Here is an 18,942-nt window from a genome sequence, read left to right on the forward strand (position 1 = left end):
CGGTCTATCTGGCGAAGACCCTGGTGTTGCCGAGCCAAGGTGGCTGGCGGGCGGTCTTTGGCCATTGAGTCCCGGCACGCGGCGGCGTGAGTGGATCGGTCGGATGACCGTGAAAGTCGCGCCGGGAGCGCGCGCCTAATCACCCTCCCCCTATGGGAGAGGGAGGGGTGGGGGAACGGCCGGCGCCCGCCACTTTCATCTTGTGGGGTGGCGCGGGCGCCATGGGCGTCAGGCGCGCGTGGTACGGCATCGGATGTCGAAACCAGGGTTTCGCGCGCGCCCTCATCCGACGCAGGAGGCCGGGGTGTCGGGTTACGGTGCGCGGCAAGCCGCTGTTTTCAATAGAGGCGCTGTATCGCGCGCGCCTAACCCGACCGACGGACTACAATTAGTGGGTTTTTTCTGCGATCTCATGTCAATCATTGTGGAGTCCAATCGGGATGCATTCGTTGATGCCTTGGTGGTTTAGGGTCGATTGCCGGTCGGGGACTGATCCGGTCCGGTCGGTTTGGTATTGGGTGCATGGGGTCGCACTCGCCCTGGTGCTGGCGCCGCCCGGGGCCGGGGCCGGGGGATCGGGTGTGGCTTGGGGTGACAACACATACGGCCAGTTGGGCAACGGCACCAACATGGCTTCATGGGTCCCGATGGCGGTGGGTGGGTTGCTGGGCAAGGCCATCGCCCAGGTCAGTGCGGGGGTCGAAGACACCTGCGCCTTGACCACCGACGGCACCGCCGCCTGCTGGGGCTTAAACGACTATGGCCAGTTGGGCAACGGCACCAACACCAATTCATCGGTCCCGGTGGCGGTGGATCGCAGCGGGGTGTTGAATGGCAAGACCATCGCCCAGGTCAGTACGGGGGACTATCACACCTGTGCCTTGGCCACCGACGGTACCGCCGCCTGCTGGGGTTACAACTGGTATGGCCAGTTGGGCAACGGCACCAACACGGATTCATGGGTCCCGGTCGCGGTGGATCGCAGCGGGGTGCTGAACGGCAAGACCCTCACCCAGGTCAGCGCGGGGCGTCTTCACACCTGCGCCTTGGCCACCGACGGCACCGCCGCCTGCTGGGGCTACAACTGGAATGGCCAGTTGGGCAACGGCACCAACACGTATTCATCGGTCCCGGTGGCGGTGGATCGCAGCGGGGTGTTGAATGGCAAGACCATCGCCCAGGTCAGCGCGGGGACCGCTCACACCTGCGCCTTGGCCACCGACGGCACCGCCGCCTGCTGGGGTGACAACTGGAATGGCCAGTTGGGCAACGGCACCAACACCAATTCATGGGTCCCGGTAGCGGTGGATCGCAGCGGGGTGTTGAATGGCAAGACCATCGCCCAGGTCAGCGCGGGGGCCTCTTACACCTGCGCCTTGGCCACCGACGGCACCGCCGCCTGCTGGGGCTACAACGGGTATGGCCAGTTGGGCAACGGCACCACCAGCGATTCATGGGTCCCGGTGGCGGTGGATCGCAGCGGGGTGTTGAACGGCAAGACCATCGCCCAGGTCAGCCCGGGGATCTATTACACCTGCGCCTTGGCCACCGACGGCACCGCCGCCTGCTGGGGTTACAACCTCCATGGCGAGTTGGGCAACGGCACCAACATCAACTCATCGGTCCCGGTGGCGGTGGATCGCAGCGGGGTGCTGAACGGCAAGACCATCGCCCAGGTCAGTGCGGGGGGCTGGCACACCTGCGCCTTGGCCACCGACGGCACCGCCGCCTGCTGGGGTGCCAACTCGTCTGGCCAGTTGGGCGACGGCACCAACAACAGTTCATCGGTCCCGGTGGCGGTGGATCGCCGCGGGGTGTTGAACGGCAAGACCATCGCCCAGGTCAGCGCGGGGATCTATCACACCTGCGCCTTGGCGACCGACGGCACCGCCGCCTGCTGGGGCTTAAACGTCTATGGCCAGTTGGGCAACGGCACCACCAGCGATTCATGGGTCCCGGTGGCGGTGGATCGCAGCGGGGTGTTGAACGGCAAGACCATCGCCCAGGTCAGCGCGGGGACCTATCACACCTGCGCCTTGGCGACCGACGGCACCGCCGCCTGCTGGGGTGACAACGGGACTGGCGCGTTGGGCAACGGCACCAACATCAACTCATCGGTCCCGGTGGCGGTGGATCGCAGCGGGGTGTTGAACGGCAAGACCATCGCCCAGGTCAGCGCGGGGACCTATCACACCTGCGCCTTGGCCACCGACGGCACCGCTGCCTGCTGGGGCTCAAACGGGTATAGCGCGTTGGGCGACGGCACCAACGCGGATTCATGGGTCCCGGTGGCGGTGGATCGCAGCGGGGTGTTGAACGGCAAGACCATCGCCCAGGTCAGCGTGGGGTCCTATCACACCTGCGCCTTGGCGACCGACGGCACCGCCGCCTGCTGGGGTTTGAACGGGAATGGCGCGTTGGGCAACGGCACCACCAGCGATTCATGCGTCCCGGTGGCGGTGGATCGCAGCGGGGTGCTGAACGGCAAGACCATCGCCCAGGTCAGTGCGGGGAACCTGTACACCTGCGCCTTGGCCACCGACGGCACCGCCGCCTGCTGGGGCTACAACGGGTCTGGCCAGTTGGGCAACGGCACCAACGCGGATTCATGGGTCCCGGTGGCGGTGGATCGGAGTGGTCTATTGTCCGGCCAGTCGATCCTCGATTTGAGTGCCGGCGGGTCTCACATGGCCGCGATCGTGGGAAGGAACGCCAACACCATCACCGCCACCGCGAGCCCGGCAGCCGGGGGGACGGTGAGATGTACGCCCAACCCGGTGAGCAGTGGTGGCGCCAGCACCTGCACCGCGCACGGCAACCCGCGTTATCTCTTTGCCGGTTGGCGCGGGGCCTGCGCCGGTCAGATCGGACAGACCTGCACCCTGACCAACATCACCTCAGCCCAGGCCGTCGAGGCGGTCTATCTGGCGAAGGCCCTGGTGTTGCCGAGCCAAGGTGGCTGGCGGGCGGTCTTGGGCCATTGAGTCCGGGGGCGCGGCGGCGTGAGTGGATCGGTCGGATGACCGTGAAAGTCGCGCCGGGGGCGCGCGCCTAATCACCCTCCCCCTATGGGAGAGGGAGGCAATTAGGGACAGGCCACGATATTCCGACCCCAATAAGCGGCTCGAGTTAATTGTCGCGTCTACAGCCGCGTAAGATACTCAACGGCATTTGGATGATCGGCGAGAAAGTCATCCGGCAACGGCGCCTCGTCCAGTAGGGCGAACAGGGCTTTCAGGCGGTCTTGGTCTGGGCTGGGCGGTTTCGGGCTCAGGGTAAGCTCACCGGTCACATCGTCCTTGCGGACCCAGACCTCCTTGCCGGCAAGCTCGAAGCCGGCGGGCAGCCGCACGGTTTGACGGTGGTTGGTGTTATCGAGCTTGGCGGTCGCAATCATGAGGTCGGTCCCTCCCAGGGCGTTGGGACTTAGTATACGACATCCGGGGCACCAAAGGAAAAGCGGCCCGAAGGCCGCCTCTTTATCTTGGTGCGGTCGGCTTGGACCAGGGCGCCAGCCCCTGCCGAAGGTCGTTCCGCCGGGTCGCGACCGCCTGCGAGGTACCGTCCCTGGCCTGGATTGCGGCGTCCCGGCCGCAATGAAGACCGCGAGCTGCTGAGCCAGACGCGCCCCCTGCCTGGGCACATCGGGCCGCCCCATCAGCCAGTCATCCACCACTCGCGCGCATTGGCGCCCCTCGCTCGCGGATGGCCTCAGGCTAGCAGCGACCAGCCGCGCGGAACGCCCTACCCGGCCGGTAGTGTCAGCGGCCGTAGCGACCCGATGCGTGTCAGCCAGGCAGCGAAATGGCTGCACTCGGTCCGCATTTGCTCCAAGCCGATGCGCCCGGCGATCTGCGAACCATGCAGCGTCTTTTGGTAGCGCGGATGACGTAAAGCTGCCAGTCCGGCCGATGGGTGGGTGGTCGGCCCATCATTGATATGCTCTGGGCTTTTCGCGTCATTCCTGGCTTGCCGCAATAGCCCGAGTTGGCCGTGCCACTGTGATTCGACCTCGGCGACCCGCGCGATCCCGGAAAACAGCAGTGCTTCGAACTCGTAGGGCTGGATGTAGGCCAAGAACCGTTCAGCCCGACATTCAGAGCGCTCGATAACAGACGCCGCGAATGCTGCCTCGATCGCGGATGAATGCATCTTCGGTTTGGCCCTCCCCGACCACGATGACCTCGATCACCGCGACGGCCTCCCGCCCAGCACATTCATCTTCCACAACTCACCTAAGGCGTAATCCTCGAGCCAGTCTTTGAGTCGCTCCGCGTCGAGCCGCTCGAAGACCGAAGCGCCGTCCTTGCGATCGACGACGATGACGTCCTGAGGCGACAACTCGTTGACGAGTTCGACTGATTGGGTGGAAACGATGAACTGCTTGCCACCGCCACTTGCCTGACGCAGCAGGGTGGCGAGTATCGCGACGGCATAGGGATGGAGTCCCAGTTCGGGCTCGTCGATCAGGATTGTGTCAGGACGCAGCTTGGCGGAGTCTGCGCAGGAAGGCGGCGAGATTGCCCGCATCGGGCTTTAAGAGCAGGTTATCCCGCACCGCACCGGCCTGGCGAACCGCCGCGGAGGTACTGGTGTCGTGAAAGTGATAGATGCGCCAACTGGCGAGCGCCTTTTGTGCGACCCGGGTGAAGGTGTCACTGGCATCGGGAAGTAGCGCCTCCTGATGCGCAGTGCCGAGAAAGTGTGGAAGATGGTAGGGTAAGCTAAAGAACTTCGTATTTTCGGTTTGAAAGATCAATCGCTGGCCTGCCGGCTTCAGCTCGATCTCGTAGGCATTGTTGCCGAAAAAAAGCTCAACGTGCAGAACGGGTGTCTTCTTGCGCCCCCCGAACAGGATCGCGTCCGGGCCATCGTGCTCCTGCACGAATAATTGAAGCCGCTTCGCCATGAGCGCGGAGAGCAGTTGAAAGAGGCCGATGAAATTACTCTTGCCGGCGCCGTTGGCACCGATCAGCACATTGAGGTTCCGCAGTTCAAAATTATCGAGGCTGCGGATCGACTTGAAGCCGGCGACGGTGATTTTGTCGAGTATTGCCATCGCGGATGTCTACCGAGGTCTGGCCGTGATCGTCGTTCCGGTCACTGGAGGTCGAGGCTTTAGCCGGACCGGCGTGCGGGCACCATTGATTTTGATTGGAGATGTTGGGAACCGCCACCGGCTAAAGCCTCGACCTCCAGTTGCAGACAGACCGCCGCTGGCCGGAACGATGAACAAGGCCGTCGTTGCGTCCGCCGACACCCGGGGCGCACAGCGCCAGACACATGCGTGACACCGCTGGAGCGGTGTCACGAGAAGCGAGCCCAGCGCGCCTACCTCGGCAAATCCGACCGCCCCATCAGCCACTCGTCCACCGCGCGCGCACACTGGCGCCCCTCGCGGATGGCCCAGACCACCAGCGACTGGCCGCGGCGCATGTCGCCGGCGCCGAAGACCCCGGGGACCGAGGTCTGGTAGGCGCCCACCCCCTCGGTGGGGGCCTTGAGGTTGCCGCGGGGGTCGAGTTCCAGGCCGGTGTCGGCCTTGAGCGCCTCGATCATGCCGGTGTGGACCGGGTGGACGAAGCCCATGGCGAGCAGCACCAGATCGACCTTGAATTCGGCCTCCGACCCCGGGACCTCGCTCATCTGCCAGCGGCCATCGGCGTCCTTGTCCCAGCGCACCAGACAATACTTGACCGCCTGGACGCGCCCCTGATCGTCGCCGACGAAGCCCTTGGTCAGCACATTCCAATGGCGCTCGCCGCCCTCCTCTTGCGATGAGGAGGTGCGCAGCTTGTTCGGCCAGTCGGGCCAGGTCAGTCCCTTGTCTTCCTTCACCGGGGGTTTGTCCAGGATCTCGATCTGGATGACCGACTTGGCGCCATGGCGGTTGGAGGTGCCGATGCAATCGGAACCCGTATCGCCGCCGCCGATCACCAGCACCCGCTTGCCCTGGGCGTTGATGAAGGCCTCATCCGGCACATAGGAGCCCTGCACCCGCTTGCTGTTGCGGGTGAGGAAGTCCATGGCGAAGTGAATACCGGAGAGTTCCCGCCCGGGCGCCGGCAGGTCGCGGGGCTGCTCGGAGCCGCCGGCCAGGACCAGTGCGTCATAGTCGGCGCGCAGTTTGCCGATCGGGATGTCGACGCCGATATGGGCATGGGTGTGGAACTCCACGCCCTCGGTGCGCATCTGCGATTGGCGCCGGTCGATGAGCGTCTTTGACAGCTTAAAGTCCGGGATGCCATAGCGCAGCAGACCGCCGATGCGGTCGGCCTTCTCATAGACCGCGACCTGATGACCGGCGCGCGCCAACTGCTGGGCGCAGGCCAGCCCGGCCGGACCGGAGCCGACCACGGCCACCCGCTTGCCGGTGCGCCGCTGCGGGACCTGGGGCTTGATCCAGCCCTGTTCCCACGCCTTGTCGACGATGGCGCATTCGATGGTCTTGATGGCCACCGGGCTGTCGTCGATGTTGAGCGTACAAGAGGCCTCGCAGGGGGCGGGGCAGATGCGGCCGGTGAACTCCGGGAAGTTGTTGGTGGAGTGCAGGACCTCGATCGCCGTCTCCCAGTCGCCCTTATAGACCAGGTCATTCCAATCCGGAATGATGTTGTTGACCGGGCAACCCTGATGACAGAAGGGGATGCCGCAGTCCATACAGCGCGCCCCCTGGGTGCCGACCTCGGCATCGCTCAAGGGGATGACGAACTCCTGGTAGTTGACCACCCGGTCGGACACCGGCGCATAGCGTCGGTCGCGACGATCGAACTCCTTGAATCCAGTCGGCTTACCCATGGCTGATCTCCCGCGTGACGGCATTCGGGCGCTGCTTGCTGGGCTGGGGCGGGCGGCTTTGCTTGGCCTGCATCTGCGCCAGCGCCTGTTTGTAATCGACCGGCATCACCTTGATGAAGCGCGGCAGGTACACCGCCCAGTCATCGAGGATACGCCGCGCGACGTCCGAGTCGGTGTAATGCAGGTGGCGCTCGATGATCCCCTTCAGCCGCTTGGCGTCGTAGCGGGTCATGTCGCGGCTGATGTCCACCAACCCGTGGTTCTCCATGTCCCCGCCCTGATGGTCGAGCGCCTCCAGGGCCGCGTCCTCCGAGGGGATGGGTTGCAGTTCCACCATGGAGAGGTTGCAGCGGCCCTCAAAGCTGCCGTCGCCATCGAGCACATAGGCGATGCCGCCCGACATACCGGCCGCGAAGTTGCGCCCGGTGGGTCCCAGGACCACGGCGATACCGCCGGTCATGTATTCGCAGCCGTGGTCGCCGACCCCTTCCACCACCGCGGTGGCACCGGAGTTGCGCACACAGAAGCGCTCGCCGGCCACCCCGCGGAAATAACACTCACCGCCGATGGCGCCGTACAGGACGGTATTGCCGACGATGATGTTGTCCTCGGCCCGCGCGATGGCGCAGTCCTTGGGCGGGTAGATGATCAGGCGCCCGCCGGACAGTCCCTTGCCGACATAGTCGTTGCCCTCCCCTTCCAGCTCGATGGTCACACCCCGGGCCACCCAGGCGCCGAACGACTGGCCGACGGTGCCATAGGCCTTGATGTGGATGGTGTCATCGGGCAAGCCGGCGTGACCGTAGCGCTCCGCCACCCGGCCCGACAGCATGGCGCCGACGGTGCGGTTGTAGTTGTGAACCCGGGTCTCGATGCTGACCGGCTTGCCGTCTTCCAGCGCGGGCCGGGCCTTGGCGATCAGTTCGTGGTCCAGGGCCTGGTCCAACCCGTGGTCCTGGGTGTCCCGCCAGGAGACGGCCACATCCACGCCGACCTTGGGCTTGGCGAGCAGCCGGGTGAAGTCGAGCCCCTGCGCCTTCCAGTGGTCGATGGCGCGGCGCATCTCCAGGCGGTCGGACTGGCCGACCATCTCGGTGACGGTGCGGAAACCCAGCCGCGCCATGATCTGGCGCATCTCCTCGGCGACGAAGAACAGGTAGTTGATGATGTGCTCAGGCTGGCCGGTGAAGCGCTTGCGCAGTTCCGGGTCCTGGGTCGCGACACCCACCGGGCAGGTGTTCAGGTGACATTTGCGCATCATGATGCAGCCGGAGACGATCAGCGGCGCGGTGGCAAAGCCGAACTCGTCCGCCCCCAGCAGGGCACCGATGACCACGTCGCGGCCGGTGCGCATCCCGCCGTCGACCTGCACCGCGATGCGCCCGCGCAGGTTGTTGAGCACCAGTGTCTGGTGGGTCTCGGCCAGGCCGATCTCCCACGGGGAGCCGGCGTGCTTGATCGAGGTCAGCGGGCTCGCGCCGGTGCCGCCGTCATAACCGGAGATGGTCACATGGTCGGCATGGGCCTTGGAGACGCCCGCGGCGACCGTGCCGACGCCGATCTCGGACACCAACTTGACCGAGATCCGCGCCTTGGGATTGACGTTCTTCAGATCATGGATGAGCTGCGCCAGGTCCTCGATCGAATAGATGTCGTGGTGCGGCGGCGGGGAGATCAGGCCCACACCGGCGGTGCTGTGACGCACCCGGGCGATCCAGGGGCTGACCTTGTGACCGGGCAACTGACCGCCCTCGCCCGGCTTGGCGCCCTGGGAGATCTTGATCTGGATGTCGTCGGCGTTGACCAGATACTCGGTGGTCACGCCAAAACGGCCCGATGCCACCTGCTTGATGGCCGAGCGCTCGGGGTTTGGGGAGCCGTCCGGCAGCGGGTTGAAGCGCTCGGGCTCCTCGCCGCCCTCACCGGTGTTGGACTTGCCGCCCAGGGCATTCATCGCCTTGGCCAGGGTCGAGTGGGCCTCGTAGGAGATGGAGCCGAACGACATGGCGCCGGTGGCGAAGCGCTTGACGATCTCTTTGGCCGGTTCGACCTCATCGAGCGGCAACGGCACCTCGGCCCAATGGAAGTCCATGAGCCCGCGGAAGGTCAACAGGTGCTCGTTCTGCTCGTTGACCAGCCGCGCGAACTGCTCGTAGGTCTCCCAGCTATTGGCGCGGGCGGCGTGTTGGAGCTTGGCGATGCTGTCCGGGGTCCAGACGTGATCCTCGCCGCGCAGCCGGAAGGCATAGTCGCCGCCCACGTCCAACTGGGTGCGGTAGATCTGCTCGTTGCCATAGCCCTGGGCGTGCCAGCGCGCCGCCTCCTGGGCGACCTGCGCGAGGCCGATGCCCTCGACCATGGTCTGGGTGCCGGTGAAATAGCGATCGACGAAGGGCGTGTTGAGCCCGATCGCATCGAAGATCTGCGCCCCGCAATAGGACTGGAAGGTGGAGATGCCCATCTTGGACATGACCTTCAGCAACCCCTTGCCGACCGCCTTGATATAACGCTTCTGCGCCTCCTCGAAGCTCAACTTCTCGCTGAAGCTCGGCAGCAGCGAGTCGATGGTGTCGAAGGCCAGATAGGGGTTGATCGCCTCGGCGCCATAACCCGCCAGGACCGCATAGTGATGGACCTCAAGCGCCGACCCGGTCTCCACCACCAGCCCGGCGCTGGTGCGCATCCCCTGGCGGATCAGGTGATGATGGACCGCCGAGGTGGCCAACAGGGCCGGGATCGGGATGTGATCCAGGTTGGTATTGCGGTCGGAGAGGATCAGGATGTTGTAGCCGTCGTGTACCGACTGCTCGGCCTCGTGGCACAGCCGCTCCAGGGCCGCGCCCATGCCGGCCGCACCGTCCGCCGACGGGTAGACCATGTGCAGGGTGCGGGTCCGGAAGGCGCCACCCGAGTTGTCCTCGATATGGCGCACGCGCTCCAGGTCCTGGTTGGTCAGCACCGGCTGGTGGACCTCCAGACGCCAGTGGGTGCCGGCCTCGTTGATGCCGAGCAGGTTGGGCCGCGGGCCGATCAGCGACACCAGCGACATCACCAGCTCCTCGCGGATCGGGTCGATCGGCGGGTTGGTCACCTGGGCGAAGTTCTGCTGGAAATAGCTCGACAGGTGCTTGGGCCGCTGCGACAGCACCGAGGGCGGATTGTCGGCACCCATGGAGCCGACCGCCTCCTGCCCCGTCACCACCATCGGCGTGAGCAGGAACTTGATGTCCTCCTGGGTATAGCCGAAGGCCTGCTGGGCATTGAGCAGGGTGTCGGCGTCCGGGGCCATGGGCGCGACGTTGGTCGGCAGGTCGTCTAAGTGGATCTGGGTGCGGTTGAGCCAATCGCGGTAGGGGTGGGCGCCCGCCAGCTCCGCCTTGATCTCGGCGTCGTCGATGATGCGGCCCTGCTCCAGGTCGATCAGGAGCATCTTGCCGGGCTGCAACCGCCACTTCTTGACGATGCGGGACTCTTCGATGTCCAGCACGCCCATCTCGGAGGCCATGATCACCAGATCGTCATTGGTGACCAGGTAGCGGGCGGGGCGCAGGCCGTTGCGGTCGAGCGTGGCACCGATCTGGCGCCCGTCGGTGAAGGCCACGGCCGCCGGGCCGTCCCAGGGCTCCATCAGGCCCGCGTGGTACTCGTAGAAGGCGCGCCGCTGGGTGTCCATCTCCTTGTTGCCGGCCCAGGCCTCGGGGATCAGCAGCATCATGGCGTGGGCCAGGCTGTAGCCGCCCATCACCAGCAGTTCCAGTGCATTGTCGAAGCTGGCGGAGTCCGACTGGCCCTCGGGGATCAGCGGCCAGATGGTATCCAGGTCCTCGCCCAGGATCTGCGAGCGCATGGTGTGCCGGCGCGCCGCCATCCAGTTGAGGTTGCCGCGCAAGGTGTTGATCTCCCCGTTGTGGCAGATCATCCGGAAAGGGTGGGCCAGGTCCCAGGTCGGGAAGGTGTTGGTGGAGAAGCGCTGATGCACCAGGGCCAGGGCCGAGGCGACACGCGGGTCCGCCAGGTCCAGAAAGTAGGAGCCCACCTGATCGGCCAGCAACATGCCCTTATAGACGATGGTCTGGGCGGACATGGAGGTCACATAGAAGGCGGTCTTGTCGATGCCGGCCGCGCGGATCGCGTTGTCCATCTGCTTGCGGATGACGAACAGCTTGCGCTCGAAGGCGGCGGCGTCCGGGCAGTTGGCACCGCGGCCGATGAAGAGCTGGCGGACCACGGGCTCGGTCGGCAGCACGCTATGGCCGAGCACGCTGTTGTCGACCGGCACGTCGCGCCAACCGAGCAACACCTGACCACCCTCGGTGAGGCGCCGCTCGACCGTGGCCTGGGTCTGTTCGCGCGCCGCCGGGTCTTGGGGCAGGAAGAGCATGCCCACACCATAGGTCCCGGCGGGGGGCAGCTCAAAGTCCACCACCGCGCGGAAGAAGGCGTCCGGGATCTGGAGCAGGATGCCCGCCCCGTCGCCGGCCCGCGGGTCGGCACCCACGGCGCCGCGATGGGTCAGGCGCTGCAACAGCTCCAGGCCCTGCCGGACAATGGCATGGCTGCGCTGATTCTTGATATGGCAGACGAACCCGACGCCGCAGGCATCGTGTTCGTTGGCCGGGTTATAGAGACCCTGTGCGGGCGGAAGGGCACGCAGGTTCATCGCTGACCTCGTAGGTACCTGGAGCGTAACGGTTTGGGATTGTGTCGCGCGGGGGCGTCACGCATCCACCTGGCAACGGCCGGGGTCGCCTGACCCGGACCGGCCGACACAATCCCCTGAAATCCGGCGTCTTCGGACCCTGGTCGGTGCCCATCGTGCGCGGCAACCCACCTAAAGAAACTGGAAACTCGGGCTTAAGCGTCGTCGGCTCAGGGGCAACCGACGGCGCGCGACCGGCGATCATATCGCGCTAGCATTCAGTGTGCCATGGCTGCGTGAGCCCGTGGGGGCAAAAAGGCGTCGACCGGGGGCTGAAACGGGCACGCAGCGTGGGCGGAATCGGTGCGGGTTGCACCATGGCGGGGCATTTATTCCGACAAGAGGAAGTCGCTCGTGGGAGCGGCTTGCAGGCGCGATACTGGAAAGGGAATTTATCACGCCAAGGCGCCAAGCTCGCCAAGAAAACAGTCGATTAGTCGATAACTGGCCCCCTGATTGACGCACCGACGAACTTACCAACATTCCCGACGCTGCTTTCACACTCAAAACCTTGGCGTGCTTGGCGCCTTGGCGTGAGATATTCTGGCTAGCCACCCAGGGTCGCACGCAGGTGCGCCGGGTCGAACTGGTCCGTGACCAGCGCCGAGCCGATCCCGCGCAGCAGGACCAGACGCAGCCGGCCGTCCAGCACCTTCTTGTCCACAGCCATCAATTCCAGGAGGCGCTCGGCCGAGAGCTCAGGCGGCGCGGCAATCGGCAGCCCGGCGCGTTCGATCAGGTCGCGGGTGCGTTGCAGGTCCGCGGCACTGAGCCAGCCCAGACGCGCGGAGAGGTCCGCGGCCATGCACATGCCGGCCCCGACCGCCTCGCCGTGGAGCCAGTTGCCATAGCCGGCGCCGGTCTCGATGGCGTGACCGAAGGTATGACCCAGGTTGAGCAGGGCGCGCTCCCCTGCCTCATGCTCATCCGCGGCCACCACCTCGGCCTTGTTTTCGCAGGAGCGCCGGATGGCCTCGGCCAATGCTGCGGGGTCACACTCGCGCAGGGCCGTCAGGTTGGTGTCGAGCCAGTCGAAGAAGGCGGCGTCACGGATCAGACCGTATTTGATCACCTCCGCGAGTCCGGCGGAGAGCTCCCGCCCCGGCAGGGTGTCGAGGGTCGCGGTATCGGCGATCACCGCGCGGGGCTGGTGGAAGGCCCCGATCATGTTCTTGCCTAAGGGGTGATTGATCCCGGTCTTGCCGCCGACCGAGGAGTCCACCTGCGCCAGCAGGGTGGTCGGCACCTGAATGAAGGCCACGCCGCGCTGATAGCAGGCGGCCGCAAAGCCGGCCATGTCGCCGATCACCCCGCCGCCAAGGGCTATAAGTGTCGAGTCCCGACTGAAGCGGGCACCGAGCAGGGCGTCGTAGATGCGCTCAAGCACCGCCTGGGTCTTGTAGACCTCGCCGTCGGGGAGGATGACGGTCTCGACCCGGTAGCCCTCAAGGGCGGACTGAACGGCCGCGAGATACAGCGGGGCAACCGTCTCGTTGGTGACGATCGTCACCTGCCGGCCCGGGATGTAGGGCCGGTAGCAGCCGGGGTCGGCGAGCAGACCGGCGCCGATGAAGATGGGGTAGCTGCGCGCGCCGAGTGAGACGCTCAGGGTCGTAGACATCCTGATTAACCTAAATCCGGAATTTGCTCACGCCAAGGCGCCAAGACGCCAAGACGCAAAGAGAACCAATGCAGTCCCAGCACTGCCCAGAGACCCTCGGGATACCTGGCCAAATACTGATAACACATTGAATAAAATTGGCGTTTTGGCGCCTTGGCGTGAGAACGGCCCTTTCCAACAACCGGCTCAGGACTCCTCGGACTCGAGCCGGCGGCGGATCTCCTTGACCACCGAGGCGGTGCCGCGCTTCTCGGTGGAGACCACCAGATCGGCCACCTGACGGTAGAGCGGGTCGCGCTCGTCCATCAGCTCACGCAGCCTCTGTAGCGGGTCCTCGGTCTGGAGCAACGGCCGACCGCGGTCGCGAGAGGTGCGACTGAACTGCTGTTCCGGGGTGCAGTGCAGATAGATCACCACGCCGCGGGAGGCCAGGTTCTGGCGGTTCTCGGCGTCGAGCACGGCGCCGCCGCCGGTGGCGAGCACGATCCGCTCCTCCGTCGCCAGGGCCTCGATCACCTGTCGCTCACGGGCACGGAAGCCCGCTTCGCCCTCAAATTCGAAGATGGTGGGGATGTCGACGCCGGTGCGTCGCTGGATTTCGTGGTCGCTGTCCTTGAAGGTATAGGACAAGGCCTCCGCCAGCTGTCGGCCGACGGTGCTCTTACCTGCCCCCATGGGCCCCACGAGGAAAATGTTCTGCGCGCGTATCATCTATACAGGTATGCCAGATTTTGACCGATAGGGCAAGGGGTATGCGCAATTTTCGGTCGCGGTGAGTTCGGTACGGGGTTCACTCGGGGCTTCGCGCGGCGGCGATTTCGGCCGCCCGAGCAGGCGGCGCGGCCAGACCCTGGGCCTGAAGGTCGGCGTGGTAAGAGGAACGGACCATGGCACCGCTGGCCACGTTGGCAAAGCCCATGGACTCCCCGGCCAGCCGCAAGTCGTCGAACTCCGCCGGGGTCCAGTAACGGCGCACCGGCAGGTGGTCGCGGGTCGGTTGGAGATATTGGCCCAGGGTCAACATCTCACAACCCTGGGCACGCAGGTCCGCCATGACCGCCAGCACCTCGGGGGCATCCTCGCCCAGGCCCAGCATGATACCGGATTTGGTGGGTATTTCAGGGTGTCTGGCCCTGAATTGGCCCAGCAGGTCCAGCGACCCCCGATAATCGGCCCCGGGGCGCGCCTGGGCATAGAGCCGGGGAACCGTCTCCAGATTGTGGTTGAATACGTCCGGCACCGCCGCGTCTACAAACTGCTCCAAGGCGACCGCCACCCGGCCGCGGAAGTCCGGCACCAGCACCTCCAAGCGAGTCTGCGGGCAGCGGCTACGCACCGCGCGCAGGCAATCGGCAAAGTGCCCGGCGCCGCCGTCGCGCAGATCGTCCCGATCCACCGAGGTGATGACCACATAGCGCAGCCCCATGGCGGCGATCGACTGGGCCAGGTGCGCCGGCTCCGCCGGGTCCACCGGTTGGGGCCGGCCGTGGGCCACGTCGCAGAAGGGACAGCGACGGGTGCAGACATCCCCCAGGATCATGAAGGTGGCGGTGCCTTGATGGAAGCACTCACCGAGATTGGGACAGTTGGCCTCCTCGCACACCGTGGCCAACTGCGCCTCGCGCAGCAGGCGCTTGATCCGCGCCACCTCCGGCCCCACCGGCGCCTTGGCGCGGATCCAGGCGGGCTTACGCAACACCGGCACCGCGGGCTCCACCTTGACCGGGATGCGCGAGACCTTGTCCGCGCCCCGCTGGTGGGTCTGCGGGGTGGCGCGGGAGGGGGCGGTCAGCGGGGGCGAGTCGGTCATAGTGCCGGGTCCAGATAAAAAGGGGCGGGTCCAATATTTTCGAGATGGGGGTTAAGTCTAACCGACCAATGCACCGAGCGTCTGTGCCGAAGCAGTTTCAGGCCTCGCCGACCCTGGTCAGCCGGGCCGGCTGGGGTCACAATTGCCCCGTCCGTGACATCCACCCATCTTCTTCCTCACCCGTCAGCCGCGCTCCGCCTGGACCTTCGAGTTGGATCTGCGCCCCTTCGGGGAGCACTGGTAGGAGCGGCCCCCGGCCGCGACGCTTTAGCGCGAGGGCTTCCGATCAAGGCCGCGCATCCGCTCCCGCAACCCGCCGCCGCGCCGCCAGACCCGGCGCTGCCCCCACGCGGTCAGGGTGAAGGTCCAGCGCTGCCCGTCATCGAGCGTCAGTGAACGGACCCGCCCGCCCGCCAACTCGCCGGAAAGCCTGGCAACCAGGGTCTCCAAGTCCGCCAAGGCGGCGCACCAGGCATCCAGGTCGCCCGCCAGGGCTGGCCACCAGAGCCCATCCCAGAAGATCAGCACGTCGGTCGATGGCTGCACCCCAGTCCCGGGCCAGGAAAACGGCGCCTCGGTCAGTGCGTCCAGCCCCAACTGGCGCCCGCCGGCCGCCCGCGTCAGACCCAGGGCCAAAGGATGGTCGGCAATCGTCAGCGCGGGCGCGGCGGGGACCTGGGGCAGGACCCCACCACCCCAGGTCCAGACCCCGCTGATGGTCGGCCGACCCAGGCGCTGCCGCTCCTGGTTGATCGGGTGCTGGTAGAACAGCATCTGCGCCTCATTCTGCCAGCGGTTCCAGGCGCGCGCGTCCGCCCCGGTGGGCAGAAAGGCATCCAGGGCCTGTCCGGTCACGGCGTGCAGCGGGTTGGTGCGCAGCCGTGGGCCAACCTCCGCCCGCAGATACCAGGACTCCGGCCGTGGCGCCACCAGTCGCAAACCGTCCTCACCAAAGTGCAGGTTGAATGCGGCCACCAGGGCCGCCGCTTCAGCGGGCTCCACCGCGAGCGACGGGCCGCCAAAGAGTAGCAGCCGGTCCCGATCGGCATGCAGGTGGACCGGATCGGCGTGGCACCAGTCGCCGTCCAGCGCCAGCTCGGGCGCCTCGGCCAGCAGGCAGAGGGCAGCGGTGGGCAAGTCCAGGTCCGGGGAGGACGTGAGGCCGAAGGCACCGGCCAGGGTCGCCAGTGGATCGCGGGGCGGGGTCTCCCGGGCGTTGGCGCGGGCCAGCAGGCGGTCCAGGGCCGGGGTCCGGTCCAACGGCCCCGCCCCGCCGACGTCGGCGCCGAAGAGTCCCGGACAGATGAGTTGCAGGCTGGTCATGGGTGCAAACAATCGCATCGTTTCAAGGCGGCACAAGCCGTCAGTGTCGCACACACGGTGCTGTCAGCCGACAGACATCATGGCCTCGAGTTGCATCCAGCTCAAGTAAAGCCGGTTGCCGTGGCCGGGCAACTCGCGGAAATCCCAGCGCCGGTAAAACGTCTTGGCGTTCTCGTCGATGCAGTCAAGGATGACAGCGACCACGGGAAAGGTCTGGCTGGCGTCATAACAGTCACGCAATGCCTGGGCGAGTAGTCGAGCGCCGAGGCCCTCACCTTGATGGCGCTCGTCGACGCCGAACCACGCAAGGACGGCAACCGGCAGGTGGCGACGCGGCAGGCGCTTGGTGAGCTCGGCAGGCAGGTCGGAAAAGTCGACTTGAGCGGTGGCGAGGGTGTAGAACCCGGCGATGGCGGCGTCCGCGCCCGTCAGGACTTTGGTTGCTGAAAGATGCTTGTCCTGGTTCTGTAGTGCCGCGGTCGCAAACCAATCATCGACGCGCGGCTGGCCGCTGCAAAAGGCCCGCCGGGGGTGGTCCTTGCGCAGCGGCTCGATGCGGTATCCAGTCGGAAAGCGAACCGTGCCCACCACCGGCGGATCAGGCGCCGCGCATCAGCGCGCCAAGTGCCTGCTGGGCCGGCGTGAGCTGCGCCGGCTCACTCAGCGCCTGCCAGAACGCGAGTTGCTCGTCTGGTGTCAGCGTGATGACCTGATTCGCCGCGGCTTCGATCTCGCGCCGCGCCTGGGCGACGACGACCGAACGGACATAATCGCTGACGCTGATGCGGCGCAGCTGCGCCGCCCGGGTGATGCTGTCTTTGCTGTCCGGGTCGAGTCGAACCATGAGGCTGGTGGATGAAGTGGCCATGTTGAAGGCGGCTGCGGTGAGTGTGATGAGATAAGCGTATAGCGTTATGCAATACATGGCAAGTCGACAGGGGCGCCTGGAAACTGGCGAGCGCCAACCTCATGAACACCAAAAGCGTCGGTTTATGATAGGCTTCGACCATGCCAACGGTGCTGCGCCTCGGCCACCTGCGGGTGGTGATCTATCCGAACGACCATCGGCCCGCACACGTCCACATCGTCGGCGGTGGCGGCGAGGCGGTCTTCAATCTGCGTTGCCCGAACGGTCCGCCGGAATTGCGCGAGAACTACGGCTTCTCCCGGCAAGAACTGACCAGCATCAAGGCCGCACTTGCGGCGTCGCTGGTCGCGGCCTGCCACCACTGGAGCATGATCCATGGTCAGCCCTGACGAATTTGAGTGCGCCAACGCCCGCGGCGTACAACGCCGGGAGACCGGCCCGGTGGCGGTTTCCGCTCGCTACGATAAGCGCGTACATCGCGTGGTGATCGGCCTCTCCAGCGGTATTGAGCTGTCTTTCTTGCCGCACGACGCCCAAGGACTCGAGGCGGCAAAGCCGGCCGATCTCGACCTCATCGAGGTCAGCCCCTCCGGCCTGGGCCTTCACTTCCCTAAATTGGATGCGGATATCTACTTGCCTGCCTTGCTGGAGGGGTCCCTTGGGAGTCGTGAGTGGACGGCGGCCCAACTCGGCAAGAAAGGCCGCAGTGTCAAGAGCGTGAGCAAAGGCGAGCCGGCGCGCGCGAACGGCCGCGATGGTGAGCGACCCAGAACGGCTTCCGCTACCTGACTCCGGACGCCATAATTCTGACGCCGCTCCGCGGTGTCACGCATGTCCTAGCAGCCTGTCGGACTTGATGGCGTAACCGATTGATTAAACAGGAAAACGACTTTTTGGCGCAAAAGAGGAAACTCTTTGCATTCAATCGGTTGCATCACTAAGTCCGACAGCCTGCTAGGCGCTCGGCGCCGAGAGCAGGTTCATACAATCGAGAAGAACATCATGAACTTAGAAACGTATCTTGAGCTATTACATAGAAATAGATACGAAATAGACGACGTTCTTGTAATTGGCCCATATTTGACCAAGAATTTTTTTGATAGACTGATAGAGCTTTCCGGACACCCAAGAGAATTAACTCTGTTAGCGGACGATGGATGGCATCAGGCCCAACTCGACGGAATCGAACAGCTATACGAGAACCGCAGACCAGCAGGCAACCGATGTCAATTCCGAATTATTCGGGTCGCCGCGCCGAACCCAAGCGGACTTGTGCATGCCAAGATAATATTCTTCAAACTGACAAATCAGACAAGAACATATACCAAGCAAATGCTCTTGTTAGGGTCTGCAAACGCCAGCGAGCAGGGTTTTGGGGTTCATGCCGAAACATTCATTCATATTGACTTAGCCGATATTAAAAGCTCCGAAAGACCGAGACTATCAAAATATATTAGCGATTTAAAAATAGGGCGAAGTGTCGATGAAATATGGCTCACTCTACAACGGGCATCATGGATTTATCTTCCCGAGATCAAGGTTGTTAATGCAGGCATTAGGAGCGGCTTCGACGCTTGGTTGCGGCGCGGTCATCTATGTCACAAATACCAACCTGATTCGGTTTTTGGACGTCTCAGACTATCACTCAGGAAGCCCATCCCACCAGCACGCTTCGAGGCGAACTTAGAGCCTGTCTAGAAACTAAATTATTGATTTTATAGCAAAAAAATTGTAGAATCTCCGGAATCCATACGAAAATGCGATCTTATTCCGGGTTTCAATATGAATGAAGACAGCATCGAGTCGCCTGCCAGGTATCCTAG

Annotated in this window: 16 protein-coding genes; 4 read left to right on the forward strand and 12 right to left on the reverse strand. The window is 64.9% G+C overall.

Translation table 11 applies throughout. From position 1 onward, the window contains the following. Positions 1–440: 440 nt before the first annotated feature. On the forward strand, positions 441–2,984 hold the full coding sequence (locus tag QZX93_RS09805; protein WP_295394559.1) for an RCC1 domain-containing protein: 2,544 nt from the start codon (positions 441–443) through the stop codon (positions 2,982–2,984). A gap of 158 nt (positions 2,985–3,142) precedes the next feature. Here QZX93_RS09805 and QZX93_RS09810 read toward each other — a convergent pair whose 3' ends face one another. From QZX93_RS09810 to QZX93_RS09865, 12 genes are all read right to left on the reverse strand, one after another. Then, positions 3,143–3,397, reverse strand: coding sequence for an AbrB family transcriptional regulator (locus tag QZX93_RS09810; RefSeq protein WP_295387662.1), 255 nt, complete (start codon positions 3,395–3,397; stop codon positions 3,143–3,145). A gap of 347 nt (positions 3,398–3,744) precedes the next feature. Then, the gene (locus QZX93_RS09815; RefSeq protein WP_295387665.1) at positions 3,745–4,152 is read right to left on the reverse strand and encodes a DUF4276 family protein; all 408 of its coding nucleotides are present in this window, start codon (positions 4,150–4,152) and stop codon (positions 3,745–3,747) included. A gap of 36 nt (positions 4,153–4,188) precedes the next feature. Continuing rightward, positions 4,189–4,530 carry an AAA family ATPase gene (locus tag QZX93_RS09820; RefSeq protein ID WP_295387668.1) on the reverse strand — a complete coding sequence of 114 codons (342 nt, stop codon included), beginning with the start codon at positions 4,528–4,530 and terminating at the stop codon, positions 4,189–4,191. Next, a complete protein-coding gene (locus tag QZX93_RS09825; RefSeq protein ID WP_295387672.1) occupies positions 4,478–5,059 on the reverse strand; it encodes an AAA family ATPase in 582 nt (193 codons plus the stop codon). The genes QZX93_RS09820 and QZX93_RS09825 overlap by 53 nt, the downstream gene beginning before the upstream one ends. A 272-nt stretch (positions 5,060–5,331) precedes the next feature. Continuing rightward, on the reverse strand, positions 5,332–6,798 hold the full coding sequence (locus tag QZX93_RS09830; RefSeq protein ID WP_295387675.1) for a glutamate synthase subunit beta: 1,467 nt from the start codon (positions 6,796–6,798) through the stop codon (positions 5,332–5,334). Further along, on the reverse strand, positions 6,791–11,458 hold the full coding sequence (gene gltB / locus QZX93_RS09835; protein WP_295387678.1) for a glutamate synthase large subunit: 4,668 nt from the start codon (positions 11,456–11,458) through the stop codon (positions 6,791–6,793). Before gltB ends, QZX93_RS09830 begins: the two co-directional genes overlap by 8 nt. A 586-nt stretch (positions 11,459–12,044) precedes the next feature. Beyond that, entirely contained in the window at positions 12,045–13,118 is a 1,074-nt protein-coding gene (gene aroB / locus QZX93_RS09840) for a 3-dehydroquinate synthase (RefSeq protein ID WP_295387680.1), read from the reverse strand. A gap of 186 nt (positions 13,119–13,304) precedes the next feature. Next, on the reverse strand, positions 13,305–13,829 hold the full coding sequence (gene aroK / locus QZX93_RS09845) for a shikimate kinase AroK (protein ID WP_295387683.1): 525 nt from the start codon (positions 13,827–13,829) through the stop codon (positions 13,305–13,307). 79 nt (positions 13,830–13,908) lie between these two features. Further along, positions 13,909–14,928, reverse strand: a complete 1,020-nt coding sequence (lipA, locus tag QZX93_RS09850; RefSeq protein WP_295387686.1) for a lipoyl synthase — start codon at positions 14,926–14,928, stop codon at positions 13,909–13,911. 267 nt (positions 14,929–15,195) lie between these two features. Continuing rightward, a complete protein-coding gene (locus tag QZX93_RS09855) occupies positions 15,196–16,251 on the reverse strand; it encodes a phosphoglycerate mutase (RefSeq protein ID WP_295387689.1) in 1,056 nt (351 codons plus the stop codon). Between the two features lie 63 nt (positions 16,252–16,314). After that, positions 16,315–16,839 carry a GNAT family N-acetyltransferase gene (locus QZX93_RS09860; protein WP_295394562.1) on the reverse strand — a complete coding sequence of 175 codons (525 nt, stop codon included), beginning with the start codon at positions 16,837–16,839 and terminating at the stop codon, positions 16,315–16,317. A 10-nt stretch (positions 16,840–16,849) separates the two neighbouring features. Then, positions 16,850–17,119 (reverse strand): DUF1778 domain-containing protein, encoded by a 270-nt coding sequence (locus QZX93_RS09865; protein ID WP_295387696.1) that lies wholly within the window; start codon positions 17,117–17,119, stop codon positions 16,850–16,852. 140 nt (positions 17,120–17,259) lie between these two features. Here QZX93_RS09865 and QZX93_RS09870 point away from each other — a divergent pair, with 140 nt between their 5' ends. From QZX93_RS09870 to QZX93_RS09880, 3 genes are all read left to right on the forward strand, one after another. Next, positions 17,260–17,508 carry a DUF4160 domain-containing protein gene (locus tag QZX93_RS09870; protein WP_295387702.1) on the forward strand — a complete coding sequence of 83 codons (249 nt, stop codon included), beginning with the start codon at positions 17,260–17,262 and terminating at the stop codon, positions 17,506–17,508. After that, the gene (locus QZX93_RS09875; protein ID WP_295387705.1) at positions 17,495–17,908 is read left to right on the forward strand and encodes a DUF2442 domain-containing protein; all 414 of its coding nucleotides are present in this window, start codon (positions 17,495–17,497) and stop codon (positions 17,906–17,908) included. The genes QZX93_RS09870 and QZX93_RS09875 overlap by 14 nt, the downstream gene beginning before the upstream one ends. Before the next feature lie 213 nt (positions 17,909–18,121). Then, a complete protein-coding gene (locus QZX93_RS09880; RefSeq protein WP_295387708.1) occupies positions 18,122–18,817 on the forward strand; it encodes a hypothetical protein in 696 nt (231 codons plus the stop codon). Positions 18,818–18,942 lie beyond the last annotated feature (125 nt).

This window comes from uncultured Thiodictyon sp. (assembly GCF_903946935.1).
Lineage (GTDB): Bacteria > Pseudomonadota > Gammaproteobacteria > Chromatiales > Chromatiaceae > Thiodictyon.